Consider the following 15169-nt stretch of genomic DNA (forward strand, 5'->3'; position numbering starts at 1 on the left):
TCGCGCACCCCGCATATCCCGACTTCCATCACCGGAATCAGATCTGAGCCGAGCATAGCCGGGACGCAAAGCATCGAGCATGACTGCGTCGGGCCGCACGCGCCGATGTTCGGCGGATTCTCAGCATCACATCTGCACGGCGCCGAAAATACCCCCCGACCGGGGGTCAGGGCCGCAGGAAGTGCCGAATGCACGACAACGCGCCGGAACGACAGAAGCGGCCCGCATTCGCGAACCGCTTCTCTACTGTCTCAACCAGTGTGCGCCCGGAGGGATTCGAACCCCCAACCTTCTGATCCGTAGTCAGATGCTCTATCCGTTGAGCTACGGGCGCGTTGGTCGTCACCTTCGCTTCCGCGCGATCAGGCAACCACGCAACTCTAACGTACGAGTTGCGATGATGCCAATCGAGCGGCGGTGCCGTCGGCCGTCCGCGTGCTCGGGCCGAAGGGCGTCGAGCGCGAGGAGCTGGCGGCGGTTCGCGACCTGTCGGTACGACGTCTCGATGACCTCGGCGAGCATCTCCCAATCGGTGTCGGGGTCGTCGAGGCCGACCGCGAGCCAGCGGTTCCGGTCGTAGTAGGGCGCCCCGAAGAACCGGCCGTCCTGCACGAGCGCGAGGTGCTCCTCGGGGTCGGTCTTCACGATGATCGAGAAGGGAGTGTCGGCGGTCGCGGCCACGTGCACGAAGATCGGCTTCGCCGCGCGGAACGTGGGCCGGCCCCAGGCTTCGACCTCGACGACCTCGGGCAGGGCGACGCAGATCCGGCGCACGCGATCGATGAGCGGATGGGCCGGGTCGACGACGCGCGGATGCTCCACGGCGCCAGCCTACGCCGACGGCGACGGATGCCGCGGGGCTCCCGTGCGGCTGCCGTGGCCGCCGCGGCATCCGTCACCCCTTGACCGCGCCGCCGAGCCCGGCCGAGCGCAGGAACACCCCCTGGAACAGGAGGAACATCACGACGGGGATGAGCGTCGAGATCGCGAGCGCTGCGAGGAACACGTCGAGCTCGATCGACTGCTGCACCGCGGGCAGGCGCACCGACAGCGGCTGCACCGCCGGATCGGGCAGGACGAGCATCGGCCAGAGGAAGTCCTTCCACGCGGCGATGATCGCGAAGACCGACACCACCCCCAGGATCGGCTTCGACATCGGCAGCACCACCGACCAGAACAGGCGGAACGGGCCTGCGCCGTCGGTCTTCGCCGCCTCGAACACCTCGCGCGGCAGCGCGTCGAAGAAGCGCTTCACGAGCAGGATGTTGAAGGCGTTCGCCGCGGCCGGCAGCCACACCGCCAGGTAGTTGTTGAGCAGCGACACGTCGCCGAGCAGCGGCGGGTTCACGATCGTGAGGTACAGCGGCACGAGCAGCACCACCGCGGGGATGAACATCGTCGCGAGGATCGCGCCGTTCAGGATCGGGCCGTACTTCGGACGCAGGACGGACAGCGCATAGCCCGCCGTCGTCGCGATGAGCAGCTGGAAGAACCACGACCCGGCCGCGATCACGATCGTGTTCCAGAAGTACTGGTCGATGTGCACGTCGTTCCACGCCTGCGGGAGGTTCGCCCAGTCGATCCCGTTCGGCCAGAGCGCGAGCGGTTGGCGCAGCGTGTCCTGGGTGGGCGTCACGGCCGACTTCGCGAGCCACAGCAGCGGACCGAGTCCCGCCACGACCAGCCCCGCGAAGAGGAAGAGGTGCACGCCGCCCATCCCGAGCCTGACGCCGCGCTTCTTGCGGTCGAAGCCCGAGACGATGCCGCGGTCGCCCTGCTCGTCGCTGCGGCGATCGGCCCGGCGGCGGCCGATGACGCCGCGCAGGCCGGTCGCCGCGTGCGGGGCGTCGACCTCTTCGAAGACCGGGGGCGGGGTCGTCGTCATGAGGTGCTCCAACGTTCGGTGAGCTTGAAGTACAGCCAACTGAGCAGGGCCAGCACGATCGCGAGCATCACGCTCAGCGCGGTCGCCTCGCCGTAGTCGCCGCCGAGGCTGTTCTGGAAGGCGTAGCGGTAGATGAGGAGCAGGATCGTGACCGTCGCGTTGTTCGGCCCGCCGCCCGTGAAGAGGTAGGGCTCGAGGAACACCTGCGCCGTGGCGATCACCTGCAGGATGAGCATGATGAAGAGGATGCCGCGCAGCTGCGGCAGCGTGACGTTCCACACCTTCTGCCAGATGGTGGCGCCGTCCACCTCGGCGGCGTCGTAGAGCTCGGGCGGCACGCTCAGGAGCGCCGCGAGGTAGATGATGATCGCCCCGCCGGCCGCAGCCCAGGTGGCCTCGAGCACGAGCGACGGCATCGCTGTGGCCGACGACTGCAGCCAGGGCTGGGGCGGGATGCCGACCCAGCCGAGGATGGTGTTGAACAGGCCGGTCGGGCTCGCGTCGTAGAAGACCTTCCAGAGCAGCACGGCCACGACCGGCGGCACCACCACGGGCAGGTACGCGAGCGCCGAGTAGAAGCCCTTCGCGCGACGCACCTCGCTCATCAGCACCGCCACGAAGATGGGCAGCGGGAACCCGAACAGCAGCGCCAGCAGCGCGAAGTAGACCGTGTTGACGACGGCGGTGCCGAGCAGCGGGTCGTTCAGCACGTGCACGAAGTTGTCGAGCCCCACCCAGGTCGGCGGGTCGAGCAGGTTCGTCTTCTGCAGGCTCATGATCATCGACTGCACGATCGGCGACCAGCTGAACACCGTGAAGACGATGAGCATCGGGGCGAGGAAGACGAGCGTCGACAGCCCGCCGCCGCGCACCCAGCTGCGGATGCCGCGGCGTCGTCGCGGTGGGGCGGATGCCGCGGGCGGCACGTCGTCACCGCCCGAGGGTGGCGCGGCGGGCGGCTTGGCGGTGAGGGTCATCGGTGATCCTTCGTGGGCGCCGGTGGGGCAGACGGGTCGGGGGTGCGGGTGGCGGATGCCGCGAGCCGCCCCAGGGAGGAGGTTCGGCTCGCGGCATCCGCTCGGCTCCTACTCGTCGAGCAGGGCCTGGGCGTCGGCGTCGGCCTGCTCGAGGAGCGCATCGATGTCGGCGTTCTCCTCGGTGAGCACGGCCTGCACCACGGTGTCGAGCAGCGCGTAGATCTCCTGCGTCTTGCCCTTCGGCTCCCCCACGGGGGTCTGGTCCCAGACGCCCTCGATGAACGGCGTCATCTGGTCGCGCGGCACGTTGATGTACGGCTCGATCCAGGTGAGGGACTCCTCGTAGGTCTCGCGGTCGAGCACCGGCAGCACCGGCGTGCCGACGGCCTGGTCGCTCTCGGCGAGGGTCTTGGCGTCGAGCACGGCGGCGTCCTCGTCGAGGAGCTTCTGCATGTAGTACCAGTCGATCCACGTGACTGCCGCGGCCTTGGTCTCGTCGTCGACCGTCGGGCTGACGACCGCGATGTCACCACCGCCGAGCGTGCCGCCGCCGTCCTCGACGGGCACGACGGTGAGGCCGTAGTCGTCGGGGTTCAGCGAGAAGTCGCGCACGAGCGCCGTGTAGACATCGGAGCCCGAGGAGTACATGCCGATGTTCCCGGCGGCGAACTCCTGGTTGATGGTCCCCCAGTCGAGCAGGAAGTTCGACCCGAGCGAGTTGTCCTCCCAGCGCAGGTCGTGCAGGTACTGCAGGTGCGCCTTCGTCGCGTCGTTGGCGATCGTCGACGTGTACGTGCCGTCGCCGTTGTCCTCCTGGATGCTGCCGCCGCGGGCCGCGGTGGCCGCGGTGAGCTGCCAGCCGCCCGTGTTGTTCTGCGTCATCTCCATGAATCCGGCCTTGCCGGTCTTCTCCGAGATGGTCTTCGCGGCCTCGCGGATCTCGTCCCACGTCGTCGGCGGGGTGTCGGGGTCGAGTCCGGCCTGCTCGAACAGGGTGCGGTTGTAGTGCAGGCCCATCGCGTAGGCCTGGCGCGGGAACCCGTAGATGCGGTCGCCGTCCTTCACGGCGTCGAGGATGATCGGGTTGAACTTGTCGGTGTAGCCGAGCTCGTCGATCTCGTCCGTCACGTCCATCAGCTGGCCGTTCTCGAGCAGCGTCTTCGAGTCGGTGAACGGCACCGTGAAGACGTCGGGCAGGCTTCCGCCGGCCAGCTGCACGGCGAAGGTGGGCCCCTCCCACTCGTATTCGACACCGATGATGTCGATGTCGGGGTGCTCCTTCTCGAACTGCTTCTCCTGCTCGGCGAAGGCGGTGTAGGCCGCCTCGTCGGCGCCGGGCGGGAAGGTCGCCACGCGCAGCTCGGTCTTGCCGCTGTCGCTGGCGCCTCCTGCGCTGCAGGCGGCGAGGGCGCCCACCATCGCGAACGCGGCGAGGCCGGCGATCGCGACTGTTCTCGGTGACTTCATTGTCCAGTCCTTTCGGTGCTGTGTGGTGCGGATGTGGTGCGGAAGCGCCGCGGCGTGGTGCGAGCCGCGGCCTCGACGGTCAGGCGAGTCGGTGGAGCCAGGCCGTGGAGTCTGGGGGCAGCATCCCGTCGACGAGTGGGGCGCTCGCGAGGAGGATGCGGTCGTGGTCGGGCAGCGCCAACGGCGCGGGGCCGAGGTTGGTCACGTTGACGAGGTCGTCGCCGCGCTGGAAGACGAGCGCGGTCGGTTCGCTCGGGAGCCACGTCATCGGGCCGTCGCCGAGCGCCTGCTCACGCTTGCGGATGCGGAGGGCCTGCCGGTAGAGCCAGAGCATCGACGACGGGTCGGCCTCCTGCGCCTGCACGGTCAGGGCCGCCCACTCGGCGGGCTGGGGCAGCCACGGTGCGGCAGCAGTGACGCCGGCGGCGGGGTCGGCCGGGCTGAAGCCGAAGGGCGGCTCGGCGCCGCGCCAGGGCAGCGGCACGCGGCATCCGTCACGGCCCGGGTCGACCCCGCCCGACCGGAAGTGCATCGGGTCCTCGAGCACCTCGCGGGGCAACTCGACCTCGGGCAGGCCGAGCTCGTCGCCCTGGTAGAGGTAGAGCGAACCGGGCAGCGCCGCGGTGAGGAGCGCGGCGGCGCGGGCCCGCCGGCGGCCGAGGTCGAGGTCGGTCGGCGTGCCGAACCGCTTCGTCGCGAAGGCGAAGCTCGAGTCCTCACGGCCGTATCTGGTCACGGGGCGCGTCACGTCGTGGTTCGAGAGCACCCAGGTGCTGGGGGCGCCGACGGGCGCGTGCGCCGCGAGCATCAGGTCGATCGAGGTGCGCAGCGCCGCGGCATCCCACGGCCGCGACATGAAGTCGAAGTTGAACGCAGTGTGCATCTCGTCGGGGCGGAGGTAGGCCGCGAACCGCTCGGCGTCGGGGACCCACACCTCGCCGACGAGCACGCGGGTGCCCTCGTACGAGTCGGCGATGCGCCGCCACGAACGGTAGACGTCGTGCACCTCGTCGCGGTCCTCGGTGGGGTGCTGCCCCGGCGCCACGACCTCGGGCACCTCGGAGAGCTCGGGATCCTTGATCAGCAGGCCGGCTGAGTCGATGCGCACGCCCGCGACGCCGCGATCGAACCAGAAGCGAAGGATGTCCTCGTGCTCTGCCCGCACGTCGGGGTGGTTCCAGTTGAGGTCGGGCTGCTCGGGGGTGAACAGATGCAGGTACCACTCCCCCGGGGTGCCGTCGGCGTTCCTCGTGCGGGTCCACGTGTCGCCCTGGAAGTTCGAGACCCAGCCCGTGGGCATCTCGTCGCCGTTCGGGCCCTTGCCGGGGTGGAACCAGAAGCGCTCGCGCTCGGGGCTGCCCGGGCCGGCCGCGAGGGCCTCCTGGAACCACGCGTGTTCGCTCGAGACGTGGTTCGGGACGATGTCGATGATGGTGCGGATGCCGAGCTGCGCCGCCTCGCTGATGAGCAGCTCGGCGTCCTCGAGCGTGCCGAAGGCCGGGTGGATGTCACGGTAGTCGGCCACGTCGTAGCCGCCGTCGGCGAACGGCGACGGATACCACGGGTTGAACCAGAGGGCGTCGATGCCGAGTTCCCTGAGGTAGCCGAGGCGGCTGCGCACCCCGCGCAGGTCGCCGGTGCCGTCGCCGTCGGAGTCGGCGAAGCTGCGCACGTACACCTGGTAGATCACGGCGCTTCGCCACCACGTCGCGTCGTCGGCGAGGGCGGTGGGAACCGTGCCTGGTTCGGTGAGTGGCATGGTCACGCGGTCGGTCTCCTCCGTGCGGGCGGGCGGGCGGCGCGCCGGTCCGATCGGAGACGGCGGCGTCGATACCCCGAAACGTAATGACAGCAACAGATTGGTGCAACTTTTCAACAATTAGGCATCCACTTGCTCTCAGTTACATGAAGTTGCGAGAGCGGCTTGCTCACTTCCGCGCATTCGGCGGGGCGGTTGGCCATCGTCGCGTCGTCGCCGTGCCGCCCTCGCCGGAGCCGGAGCCGGAGCCGGAGCCGGACCCGGAGCCGAACTGGAGGAAGCAGCGGACGCCGCGCCGGCTGTGGCCGGCCGACACGCCGCCGCGCGCCCGGAAGTTCCTACATTTCGTCGGGGGGCGGCAGGGGGCGGGAGCGCAGAGCGGCGGCGGTCAGCGCGGCGCGGGTGCCGTCGACGCCCGCACGACGAGCTCGGGCGCGAAGAACACCTCGTCGCCGATGGCCGCCTCGCTCGACATCTGCCGCATGAGCAGCTCGATCACCATGCGGCCCATGGCCTCGATCGGCTGGCGCACGGTCGTGAGGGGCGGCTCGGTGCAGTTCATGAGCGCGGAGTCGTCGTAGCCGATGACCGACACGTCGTCGGGCACGCGCAGACCGGCGCGGCGCACCGCACGGATCGCGCCGAGCGCCATCGGGTCGCTCGCGCACACGATGCCCGTGACCCCCGCCGCGAGCAGCTTCGTGGCCGCCGTCTGCCCCGACTCGAGCGAGTACAGCGAGTGCACGATGCGGTCGGGGCCCAGCTCGAGGCCGTGCCGCTCGGCCATGCGCACCGCGGCGGCGTGCTTGCGCTGGGAGGGCACGTGGTCGCGTGGTCCGAGCAGGATGCCGATGCGCTCGTGCCCGAGCTGCAGCAGGTGCCCGAGCGCCTGCTCCATCGACGTCGCGTCGTCGCACGAGACCGTGGCGAACCCGAGCCCGTCGATCGGCGCGTTCACGAGTACCGTCGGCAGCTTCAGCTCGACGAGTCGGTCGTAGTGGTCGTGGTTCACATCGGCCTGGGCGTACGCCCCGCCCGCGAAGATCACGCCCGACACCTGTTGGTGGAGCAGCAGCTCCACATAGTCGGACTCGGAGATGCCGCCGGCGGTCTGGATGCAGAGCACCGGCGTGTAGCCGTTCTGGGCGAGGCCGCCGCCGATCGCCTCGGCGAGCGCGGGGAAGATGGGATTCTGCAGCTCGGGCATCACGAGGCCCACGAGGCGGGCGCGCTCGCCGCGCAGCTTGGTCGGCCGCTCGTAGCCGAGCACGTCGAGGGCGGTGAGCACCGCGTCGCGCGTGGACGCCGAGACCCCGGGCTTGCCGTTCAGCACGCGGCTGACGGTGGCCTCGCTCACCCCCACCTTTCGCGCGACATCCGCGAGTCTTCTCGACATGCGGCCATGCTACGTCAGCGTTCGCAAGAACTCGACAACCACATGTACGGCGAGAACCGCTTGTCAAGGCCTTGTCGAGTTCCGCGCGATCGGGCCACCATCTCCCCATGGGATGGGCGAGCGGATCCGCGCGCTGCCGGCCCGCACGGCGCCATCGGGGGCCGTCCGGCCCCGTGGCATCCGGATGCCTCGTGCTCGCCGCCGCGCTGCTGCTCACCGGCTGCACGAGCGCCTCCGCCACGATGGAGCAGGCCGTCGGCCAGGGCATCGCCGCGGTCGAGACCGCGCGGCTCGTGGTGCAGCAGGAGCTCGACGACCGCACGTTCACCACGACCGCCACGGCGACGCTCGGTGACGCGCGGCGCGAGCTCGTCAGTGCTGCGACGACCGTGTCCCAGACCGACGTCACCGGCGAGGCGGATGCCGCCTACCGCGACGAGGTGCTGACCGCACTCGGCGACGGGCTCGACGCCGTGAACGACGCCCGCGACGCGCTCGGCGGCGTGGGCTCGCTCGAGGCCACGGTGCCGCAACTGGAGGATGCCGCCGACGGACTGGAGGACGTGGAGGGCGGGCCGTGAAGAACATCTTCGCCGTCGCCCTCGGGGTGCTCACCGCGATCGGCGGGTTCGTCGACATCGGCGACCTGGTGACGAACGCCGTCGTGGGGTCGCGGTTCGGGCTCGGCCTCGCCTGGGTGGTCCTGGTCGGCGTCGTGGGCATCTGCGTGTACGCGCAGATGTCGGGCCGGGTCGCCGCGGTGAGCGGCCGGGCGACGTTCGAGATCATCCGGGAGCGCCTCGGCCCCCGCGCGGGGCTCGCGAACCTCGCCGCGTCGTTCCTCATCAACCTGCTCACGGTCACCGCGGAAGTCGGCGGCGTCGCCCTCGCGTTGCAGTTGGCGACGAGCGTGGACCCCGGCTGGTGGGTCCCGGTCGCGGCGTTCGGCGTCTGGATCGTGATCTGGCGGGCGCGCTTCGAGCTGCTCGAGAACGTGACGGGGCTGCTCGGGCTCACCCTCATCGTCTTCGCCGTGGCCCTGTTCATGCTCTCACCCGACTGGGGCGAGCTCGCCGGCCAGGCACTGCAGCCGGGTCCACCGGCCGACGAGCCCGTCGCGACGTACTGGTTCTACGCGGTCGCCCTGTTCGGCGCGGCGATGACCCCCTACGAGGTGTTCTTCTTCTCCTCGGGCGCGATCGAGGAGAAGTGGACGGAGAAGGACCTCGCGAAGTCACGGCTGAACGTGCTCGTCGGCTTCCCCCTCGGCGGGCTGCTCTCGATCGCCATCGCCGGCTGCGCCGCCGTGGTGCTGCTGCCCGCGGCGATCGACGTGACGAGCCTCAGCCAGGTCGTGCTGCCCGTCGCCGAGGCCGGTGGCAAGATCGCCCTGTCGTTCGTCATCGTCGGCATCCTGGCCGCCACGTTCGGCGCCGCGCTCGAGACCACCCTGTCGAGCGGCTACACGCTGGCGCAGTACTTCGGCTGGTCGTGGGGCAAGTTCCGCAAGCCGGCGAAGGCGGCGCGGTTCCACCTCTCGATGATCGTGTGCCTCCTCATCGCGGTGGCGATCCTGGCAACCGGGGTCGATCCGATCCTCGTCACGGAGTACTCGGTCGTGTTCTCGGCGGTCGCACTGCCGCTCACCTACCTGCCGATCCTCGTCATCGCCAACGACCGCGAGTACATGGGCGACCGCGTCAACGGCCGCGGCATGAACTTCGTGGGCCAGGTGTACCTGGTCATCATCCTGGCGGCCGCCCTGGCCGCGATCCCCCTGCTCATCATCACGGGAGCCGGCGCATGAACGACGAGCACGAGCACGACGCACGCGACGACCGCGACCACGACCGCGTCGAGGGGCGACGGATGCCGCGGCGCGACCCGCGCGCACCCCGCGGGCGCGTGCTCGACGCGCACCTGCACCTCCTCGACCGCCAGGTGCTCGACCGCGAGGGCGTTCCCGTGACGACGGTCGACGACCTCGAGCTGGACGGCATCGAGCTCGGTGTGCGCATCGAGCCCGGCTCCCCGCCGCCCACGCTCGCCGCCATCCTCACCGGGCCCCAACTGCTCATGCGCCTCTTCGGCGGCCACGCGCCGGCGGCGCGGCGCATCGCGATCCCGTGGAAGCTCGTCTCGGCAGTGGGGACGACCGTGCGGCTCGGGGTCGACGCCGACTCGCTCGACGCGTCGTGGGTCGAGCGCTGGGTCAGCCGCCACCTCATCGGCCGGATCCCCGGGGGCCGTCATGATCCTGAGTGACCTGCTCGGCAGCGACGCGTTCGACGCCGACGGCCGCCGGCTCGGCGCGGTCCTCGACGTGCGGCTCGAGATCTCGGGCGCCCCCGCACAGCTGCTCGCCGAGACCGTCGTCACGGGCGTGCTCGTGAGCTCGCACAGCCGCTTCTCGACGTGGGGGTACGAGCGTCGCGGCGAGGACGGTCCGTTCCTCATCGCGTGGCTGCAGCGCCGACTGCATCGCGGGTCGTTCCTCGTGGCGTGGGACGACGTGGAGCTCGTCGACGTCGGGCGAGTCGTGTTCCGCGCCGGGTACGAACAACTCGACCCGATGCTGCCGCAGGCGCCGCGAGAAGCCTGAGACCCGACGAACCGGCCAGTCCGGTTACTCGCCGCATTCGGTGGCGTCAAGGCCTCGCCGCGCTTCGACCACGCGCGTAGCGTCCGGAGAAGCGGACGCCCCGAAGCATCCGCTCGCACGGAAGGAGCGACACCATGGAACAGTCGATCGGTCGGGACACCGAACCGACGACCCGGCCGGACGCGCCCGACGCCCGGCAGCCCGACGACGCCGAGCCCACCGGCGCGTCAGCCCACTCCCCCGAAGTCGACGCCGACATCCAGCGCCGCCTGCGCGACCTGCCACCCTCGAGGTACCGCGACGACACCGGCATCACCGACCTCGACGAGCTGCAACGCCACATCGACCCACTCGATCCGCGCAGACCGCGTCGCCTCACCGACGACCCGCTCGACCCCGAGCGCGACGCGCGCTGATCGCGGACGGGCGGCCCCGGCCCTTCGGCCCGCAGCCGTCCGCCCGCTTCAGCCCTTCAGCCCTTCAGCCCTGACGACGCGACGCCGTCGATGATCTGCCGCTGCGCGATGAAGAACACGATGATCATCGGGATCGTGGTGATCACGCTCGCCGTGACGATGATCTCCCAATGCCACTCGCCGCCGAACCCGAAGGCGTCGACGAGCGACTTCAGCCCGCGGGGCACGGTGAACGTCGCCGAGTCCCGCAGGTAGATGAGCGCCCGCATCAGGTCGGTCCACACGGCCTGCACCTCGAACACGAGCACGACGGCGAGCGCCGGCTTGCAGAGCGGCAGGGCGATGCGCCAGAACACCCCGAACTGGGATGCCCCGTCGATGCGTGCCGCCTCGAAGAGGTCGCGCGGCAGCCCGAGGAAGAACTGTCGCAGCAGGAAGATGTAGAACGCGCTGCCGAAGAGGTTGCCGGCCCACAGCGGGGTCAGCGTGCCCACTTGGCCCAGCCCGTTCCAGATCAGGAACGTCGGGATCATCGTGACGGCGCCGGGCAGCATCATCGTCGCGAGCACCAGTGCGAACAGCGCGCCTCGCCCGCGGAACCGGAAGTAGGCGAACCCCCACGCGACCATGGCGCTCGAGAACGTCACCGTCACCGCGGCCAGCACCGTGACGATGACCGTGTTCATCAGCCACAGCCCGAGCGGCGCCTGCTGCCAGACCGTCACGTAGTTGTCGAGCGTGAACGTGTCGGGGATGAGCTTGTTGTCGAAGACCTCGGTGCGCGGCTTGAACGACGCGCTGACGAGCCACACGAACGGGTAGACGAAGATCACGCCGAGCAGCGTGAGCGCGATCCACGCGAAGACGCGGCTCGCGCGCGTGCGCGGGCGTCGTCCGCCGTCACGCAGCGCAGTGGCATCCGTCGGCGGCACGGTGGTCGCGGCCGCGGCCACCGCAGCATCGCGCCTGGGGGCGGGAGCGGCGGCGCCCCCGACGGGCAGGTCGACATCGACGCCGGTCATCGGTCCCCCTCGTAGTAGACGAATCGGCGAGACACGATCAGCTGGATCGCCGTCACGATCATGATGACGACGAAGAGCCCCCACGCCATCGCCGATGCGTAGCCCATGTTCAGGAACTCGAACGCCTGCTGGAACAGGTAGATCGAGTAGAAGAGCGCGGCGTCATTGCTGTACGTCGTGTTGCCGGCGCCGAAGAAGGCCGTATACGCCTCGTCGAACGTCTGCAGGGCCGCAATGGTGTTCACGATGATGACGAAGAACAGCGCCGGGCTGATCATCGGCAGCGTGATGCTGAACGACGTGCGCCAGAAGCCGGCGCCGTCGAGCTTCGCCGACTCGTAGAGCTCGGTCGGCACGTTCCGCAGGGCGGCCAGCAGGATGATGATGGACGCACCGACGGTCCACAGCGACATCAGGATCAAGCCCGGCTTCACCCACGCGGGGTCCGTCGTCCATGCCGGCCCGTTGATGCCGAACCAGCCGAGCACCGTGTTCAGGAGCCCGTTCTGGCCGTTGAACAGCAGCAGGAAGAGCACGCCGACCGCCACGGGAGGGGTCATCTTCGGGAGGAAGAACACCGTGCGGAAGAATCCCGACGCCCGTCCCGCGCGATCGAGCAGCAGCGCGAGCGTGAGCGAGACGATGACGTAGAGCGGCACCTGCAGCAGCGTGAAGAACACCGTGTTGCCGAGGGCCAGCAGGATCTTCGGGTCGGACCCCATCTCGACGTAGTTCTGGAACCCGACGAAGTTCGGGTCGTTGATCACGTCGTAGTCGGTGAGCGACAGGTAGCCGCTGTAGATCATCGGCCACGCCGTGAAGACGACGAACCCGATCATCCATGGGCTGAGGAAGAGCAGCGCCGACAGCACGTTGCGCCGGCGAGCCCGACGGCGGCCCCGCTCGCGCTCGCCCGGGGCGGCGGAGTGCTCCTGCACTCGGCCGCCCGGGCGGGCCGGTGCGATGGTCACTGGTCACCGCCGTCCTCGAGCTTCTTCCAGCCCTCGTCGAGGGCCTTCTGCGCGGTCTCCTGCGCCTTGCCGAGCGCCTCCTCGGGGGTGGCCTGGCCGTTCAGCACGCTGTTCACCGCGTCCTGCATCGCCTGCTCGAACTCGGCGTCGGCGGGGTTGGCCGGCAGCGACACCGTGTGGTCGTTCGCCTCGTACATGGCCTCGATGCCCGAGTCCCACGGCTCCCCGCCCGACGTCACCATCTCGCGGATCTGCTCGTCGGCGGTGGTGTTGCCGGTCAGGATGCCGGTGAACGGCTTGCCCTCGGCCTCACGAGCGCTGATGCGAGCCTCCGCGGCGGCCTTCCACGCGTCCACCGAGGTCATGGCCTTGGCCCAGCGGCACGCCGCCGCGGCGTTCTTCGTGCCGGACGGGATGGCCCACGCCGAACCGCCGGCGAAGGCGATGGGGTCGCCCGACGTCGTGCGCACGGTGTCGAACGCCATCGGGGCATCCGGCGACACCTCGTTCAGCACGTTGATGTACCACTGCTCCATCGGCATGGCGCCGAGCACGTTCGTGGCGAACTGGTTGCCCTCACCGAAGAAGTCGGCGGAGTCGCGGAACGCCTTCACGGCGCTGAAGCCGCCCTGGTCGTCGTAGATGCCGACCGCCCAGGTGAGCGAGTCGATCGCTTCCTGCGAGTCGAGGCTCGCCGTCTTGCCGTCCTCGGAGAGCAGGGACCCGCCGGCGGCGGCGACCCAGAGCGGCAGGAACTCGGGCAGCTTGGAGTCCACGCCGATGACGCTGAGCGAGCCGCCGTCGGACTTCGTGAGCGCCTTGTTCGCGGCGGTCATCGCCTCGCGATCGGAGCCGTTCACGTCCTCGATCGTGAGCCCGGCGGCCGACAGGAGGTCGGCGTTCGCCATGGTGACCTGCACCTGGTTGAACTCGGGGATGCCGTAGACCTTGCCGTCGAGCGTGACCTGGTCGACGGCGGACTCGCGGAACTGCTCCATCTCGATGCCCTCGCCGTCGATGCAGCGGTCCAGCGGGATGATCGCGCCGCGGGCCGCGAGCGAGCCGACCTGGTCGCGGTCGGCGTAGAGCAGCTCCGGCGGCTCACCGGATGCCACGGCCGAGAGGAACTGCTGGATGTCGAGGTCGCCCTCGATGAGCTTCACTTTCACGTCGCCGAGCTCGCCCTTGGCGTAGTCGACGCGGGAGGTGGCGACCTCGTCGACGCCGGAGAAGCCCATGACCGAGAGGTCGCCGCTGAGCTCGGCATCGGGGTCGTAGTCCGCATCGTCCGAGGCTGCGCCGCCCGTCCCCACCGCGCACCCGCTGAGCGCCAGGGCGGTCGCCGCCGCGAGCGCCAATCCGATTCGAGCACGATGCATGGTGAGCCTCCGTTTCGGGCACCGGCTGGTGGCCGGTTCACCGTCACGGTAGGTACCGAGAAGCGCTTCTCGTCAGGGGCTTGACAGAAGCGCTTCTCCAAGAAATGACGCTCGATCAGGGCTTCAGGATGACTTTGATGCAGCCGTCCTCCTTGTCGCGGAACTTCTCGTACATCTCGGGCGCCTGCTCGAGCGGCACGCGGTGCGTGGCGAGGTCCTCGAGTCCCAACGGATCCGCCGGGTCCTCGGCGAGCGGCAGCAGCTCGGGAAGCCAGTGATGCACGTTGCACTGGCCGAACCGCATGGTGAGCTGCTTGTCGAAGATCGTCATGAGCGGCATCGGGTCGAGCGAGCCCGCGTACACGCCGCTCACCGACACGGTGCCACCGCGCCGCACGAGGTCGATGGCCAGGTCGATGGCGGCGAGGCGGTCGAGCCCGGCGTTGATCATGAGGGGCTTCGCCAGGCCGTCGGGCAGCACCCCGACCGCGGCCTGGGCGAAGGCGGTGGCCGGGTTGCCGTGCGCCTCCAGGCCGACGGCGTCCACCACGCCGTCGGGCCCGCGGCCCTCGGTCGCATCGCGGATGACGGATGCCAGGTCGTCGTCGAGGTCGTGCACGATCGCGCCGTGGCGCTCCGCCATGAGCCGCCGCTCGGGCACCGGGTCGACGGCGTGCACCGTGACGTCGTGGTGGCGTGCGATCCGCGCCACGAGCTGCCCCACCGGGCCCAGGCCGAGCACGGTGAGGGTTCCCCCTGGCACCACGCCCGCGTAGCGGAACCCCTGCCATGCCGTGGGCAGGATGTCACTGAGGAAGAGGTAGCGCTCATCCGGCAGGTCGCGTCCGACCACCTGCGCGTTGGCATCTGCCCGACGCACACGCAGGTACTCCGCCTGCCCGCCCGGCACGGACCCGTACAGCTCGGTGTAGCCGTAGAGCTCGGCCCCGGTGCCCTGGTCTCGGTTCTGGGTCGTCTCGCACTGCGTCGTCAGGCCTCGGGCGCACATGAAGCAGTGCCCGCACGAGATCACGAACGGCACGACCACCCGGTCGCCGACGGCCACCCGGCGCACCTCCGCGCCGACCGCCTCGACGACGCCCATCGTCTCGTGCCCGAGGATGTCGCCGCGGTGCAGGAACGGCCCGAACAGGTCGTAGAGGTGCAGGTCGGAGCCGCAGATCGCGGTGGAGGTCACTCGCACGACCGCGTCGGTGGGATCGAGGATGGTCGCGTCGGGAACGTCGACGACCCGGACGTCCTTGGTGGCATGCCAGGTGAGCGCTTTCATGCCC

The 15169-nt window shown here is 69.9% G+C and carries 15 protein-coding genes and 1 tRNA gene; 5 read left to right on the forward strand and 11 right to left on the reverse strand.

What is annotated here, in order from left to right; genetic code table 11:
* Positions 1-261 precede the first annotated feature (261 nt).
* From J2X63_RS05730 to J2X63_RS05760, 7 genes are all read right to left on the reverse strand, one after another.
* Positions 262-334, reverse strand: a tRNA-Arg gene (locus J2X63_RS05730).
* A gap of 8 nt (positions 335-342) precedes the next feature.
* Positions 343-822, reverse strand: a complete 480-nt coding sequence (locus J2X63_RS05735; protein ID WP_309974966.1) for an MmcQ/YjbR family DNA-binding protein — start codon at positions 820-822, stop codon at positions 343-345.
* A 73-nt stretch (positions 823-895) separates the two neighbouring features.
* Positions 896-1885 (reverse strand): carbohydrate ABC transporter permease, encoded by a 990-nt coding sequence (locus J2X63_RS05740; RefSeq protein WP_309974969.1) that lies wholly within the window; start codon positions 1883-1885, stop codon positions 896-898.
* Positions 1882-2862: a sugar ABC transporter permease gene (locus J2X63_RS05745; RefSeq protein ID WP_309974972.1), complete on the reverse strand. Its 981-nt coding sequence runs from the start codon at positions 2860-2862 to the stop codon at positions 1882-1884. Before J2X63_RS05745 ends, J2X63_RS05740 begins: the two co-directional genes overlap by 4 nt.
* A 108-nt stretch (positions 2863-2970) precedes the next feature.
* Positions 2971-4329 carry an extracellular solute-binding protein gene (locus J2X63_RS05750; protein ID WP_309974975.1) on the reverse strand — a complete coding sequence of 453 codons (1359 nt, stop codon included), beginning with the start codon at positions 4327-4329 and terminating at the stop codon, positions 2971-2973.
* A gap of 79 nt (positions 4330-4408) precedes the next feature.
* On the reverse strand, positions 4409-6088 hold the full coding sequence (locus J2X63_RS05755; protein WP_309977813.1) for a glycoside hydrolase family 13 protein: 1680 nt from the start codon (positions 6086-6088) through the stop codon (positions 4409-4411).
* A gap of 388 nt (positions 6089-6476) precedes the next feature.
* On the reverse strand, positions 6477-7484 hold the full coding sequence (locus J2X63_RS05760; RefSeq protein WP_309974978.1) for a LacI family DNA-binding transcriptional regulator: 1008 nt from the start codon (positions 7482-7484) through the stop codon (positions 6477-6479).
* 107 nt (positions 7485-7591) lie between these two features.
* Between J2X63_RS05760 and J2X63_RS05765 the strand changes: the two genes are divergently transcribed.
* From J2X63_RS05765 to J2X63_RS05785, 5 genes are all read left to right on the forward strand, one after another.
* Entirely contained in the window at positions 7592-8065 is a 474-nt protein-coding gene (locus tag J2X63_RS05765) for a hypothetical protein (RefSeq protein ID WP_309974982.1), read from the forward strand.
* Entirely contained in the window at positions 8062-9291 is a 1230-nt protein-coding gene (locus J2X63_RS05770; RefSeq protein ID WP_309974987.1) for a divalent metal cation transporter, read from the forward strand. The genes J2X63_RS05765 and J2X63_RS05770 overlap by 4 nt, the downstream gene beginning before the upstream one ends.
* Positions 9288-9749 carry a hypothetical protein gene (locus tag J2X63_RS05775; RefSeq protein WP_309974990.1) on the forward strand — a complete coding sequence of 154 codons (462 nt, stop codon included), beginning with the start codon at positions 9288-9290 and terminating at the stop codon, positions 9747-9749. The genes J2X63_RS05770 and J2X63_RS05775 overlap by 4 nt, the downstream gene beginning before the upstream one ends.
* Positions 9736-10086, forward strand: a complete 351-nt coding sequence (locus tag J2X63_RS05780) for a PRC-barrel domain containing protein (RefSeq protein ID WP_309974993.1) — start codon at positions 9736-9738, stop codon at positions 10084-10086. Before J2X63_RS05775 ends, J2X63_RS05780 begins: the two co-directional genes overlap by 14 nt.
* 134 nt (positions 10087-10220) lie before the next feature.
* Positions 10221-10502: a hypothetical protein gene (locus tag J2X63_RS05785; RefSeq protein WP_309974996.1), complete on the forward strand. Its 282-nt coding sequence runs from the start codon at positions 10221-10223 to the stop codon at positions 10500-10502.
* A 56-nt stretch (positions 10503-10558) separates the two neighbouring features.
* Here J2X63_RS05785 and J2X63_RS05790 read toward each other — a convergent pair whose 3' ends face one another.
* The 4 genes from J2X63_RS05790 to J2X63_RS05805 all read right to left on the reverse strand — a co-directional run bounded on the left by J2X63_RS05790 (position 10559) and on the right by J2X63_RS05805 (position 15165).
* Positions 10559-11524 (reverse strand): carbohydrate ABC transporter permease, encoded by a 966-nt coding sequence (locus J2X63_RS05790; protein WP_309974999.1) that lies wholly within the window; start codon positions 11522-11524, stop codon positions 10559-10561.
* Positions 11521-12495, reverse strand: a complete 975-nt coding sequence (locus J2X63_RS05795; RefSeq protein WP_396133112.1) for a carbohydrate ABC transporter permease — start codon at positions 12493-12495, stop codon at positions 11521-11523. Before J2X63_RS05795 ends, J2X63_RS05790 begins: the two co-directional genes overlap by 4 nt.
* Positions 12492-13874 carry an extracellular solute-binding protein gene (locus J2X63_RS05800; protein WP_309975002.1) on the reverse strand — a complete coding sequence of 461 codons (1383 nt, stop codon included), beginning with the start codon at positions 13872-13874 and terminating at the stop codon, positions 12492-12494. The genes J2X63_RS05795 and J2X63_RS05800 overlap by 4 nt, the downstream gene beginning before the upstream one ends.
* Positions 13875-13989: 115 nt before the next feature.
* The gene (locus J2X63_RS05805; protein ID WP_309975004.1) at positions 13990-15165 is read right to left on the reverse strand and encodes an alcohol dehydrogenase catalytic domain-containing protein; all 1176 of its coding nucleotides are present in this window, start codon (positions 15163-15165) and stop codon (positions 13990-13992) included.
* Positions 15166-15169: the final 4 nt, after the last annotated feature.

This window comes from Agromyces sp. 3263, from assembly GCF_031456545.1.
Taxonomy (GTDB): Bacteria; Actinomycetota; Actinomycetes; order Actinomycetales; family Microbacteriaceae; genus Agromyces.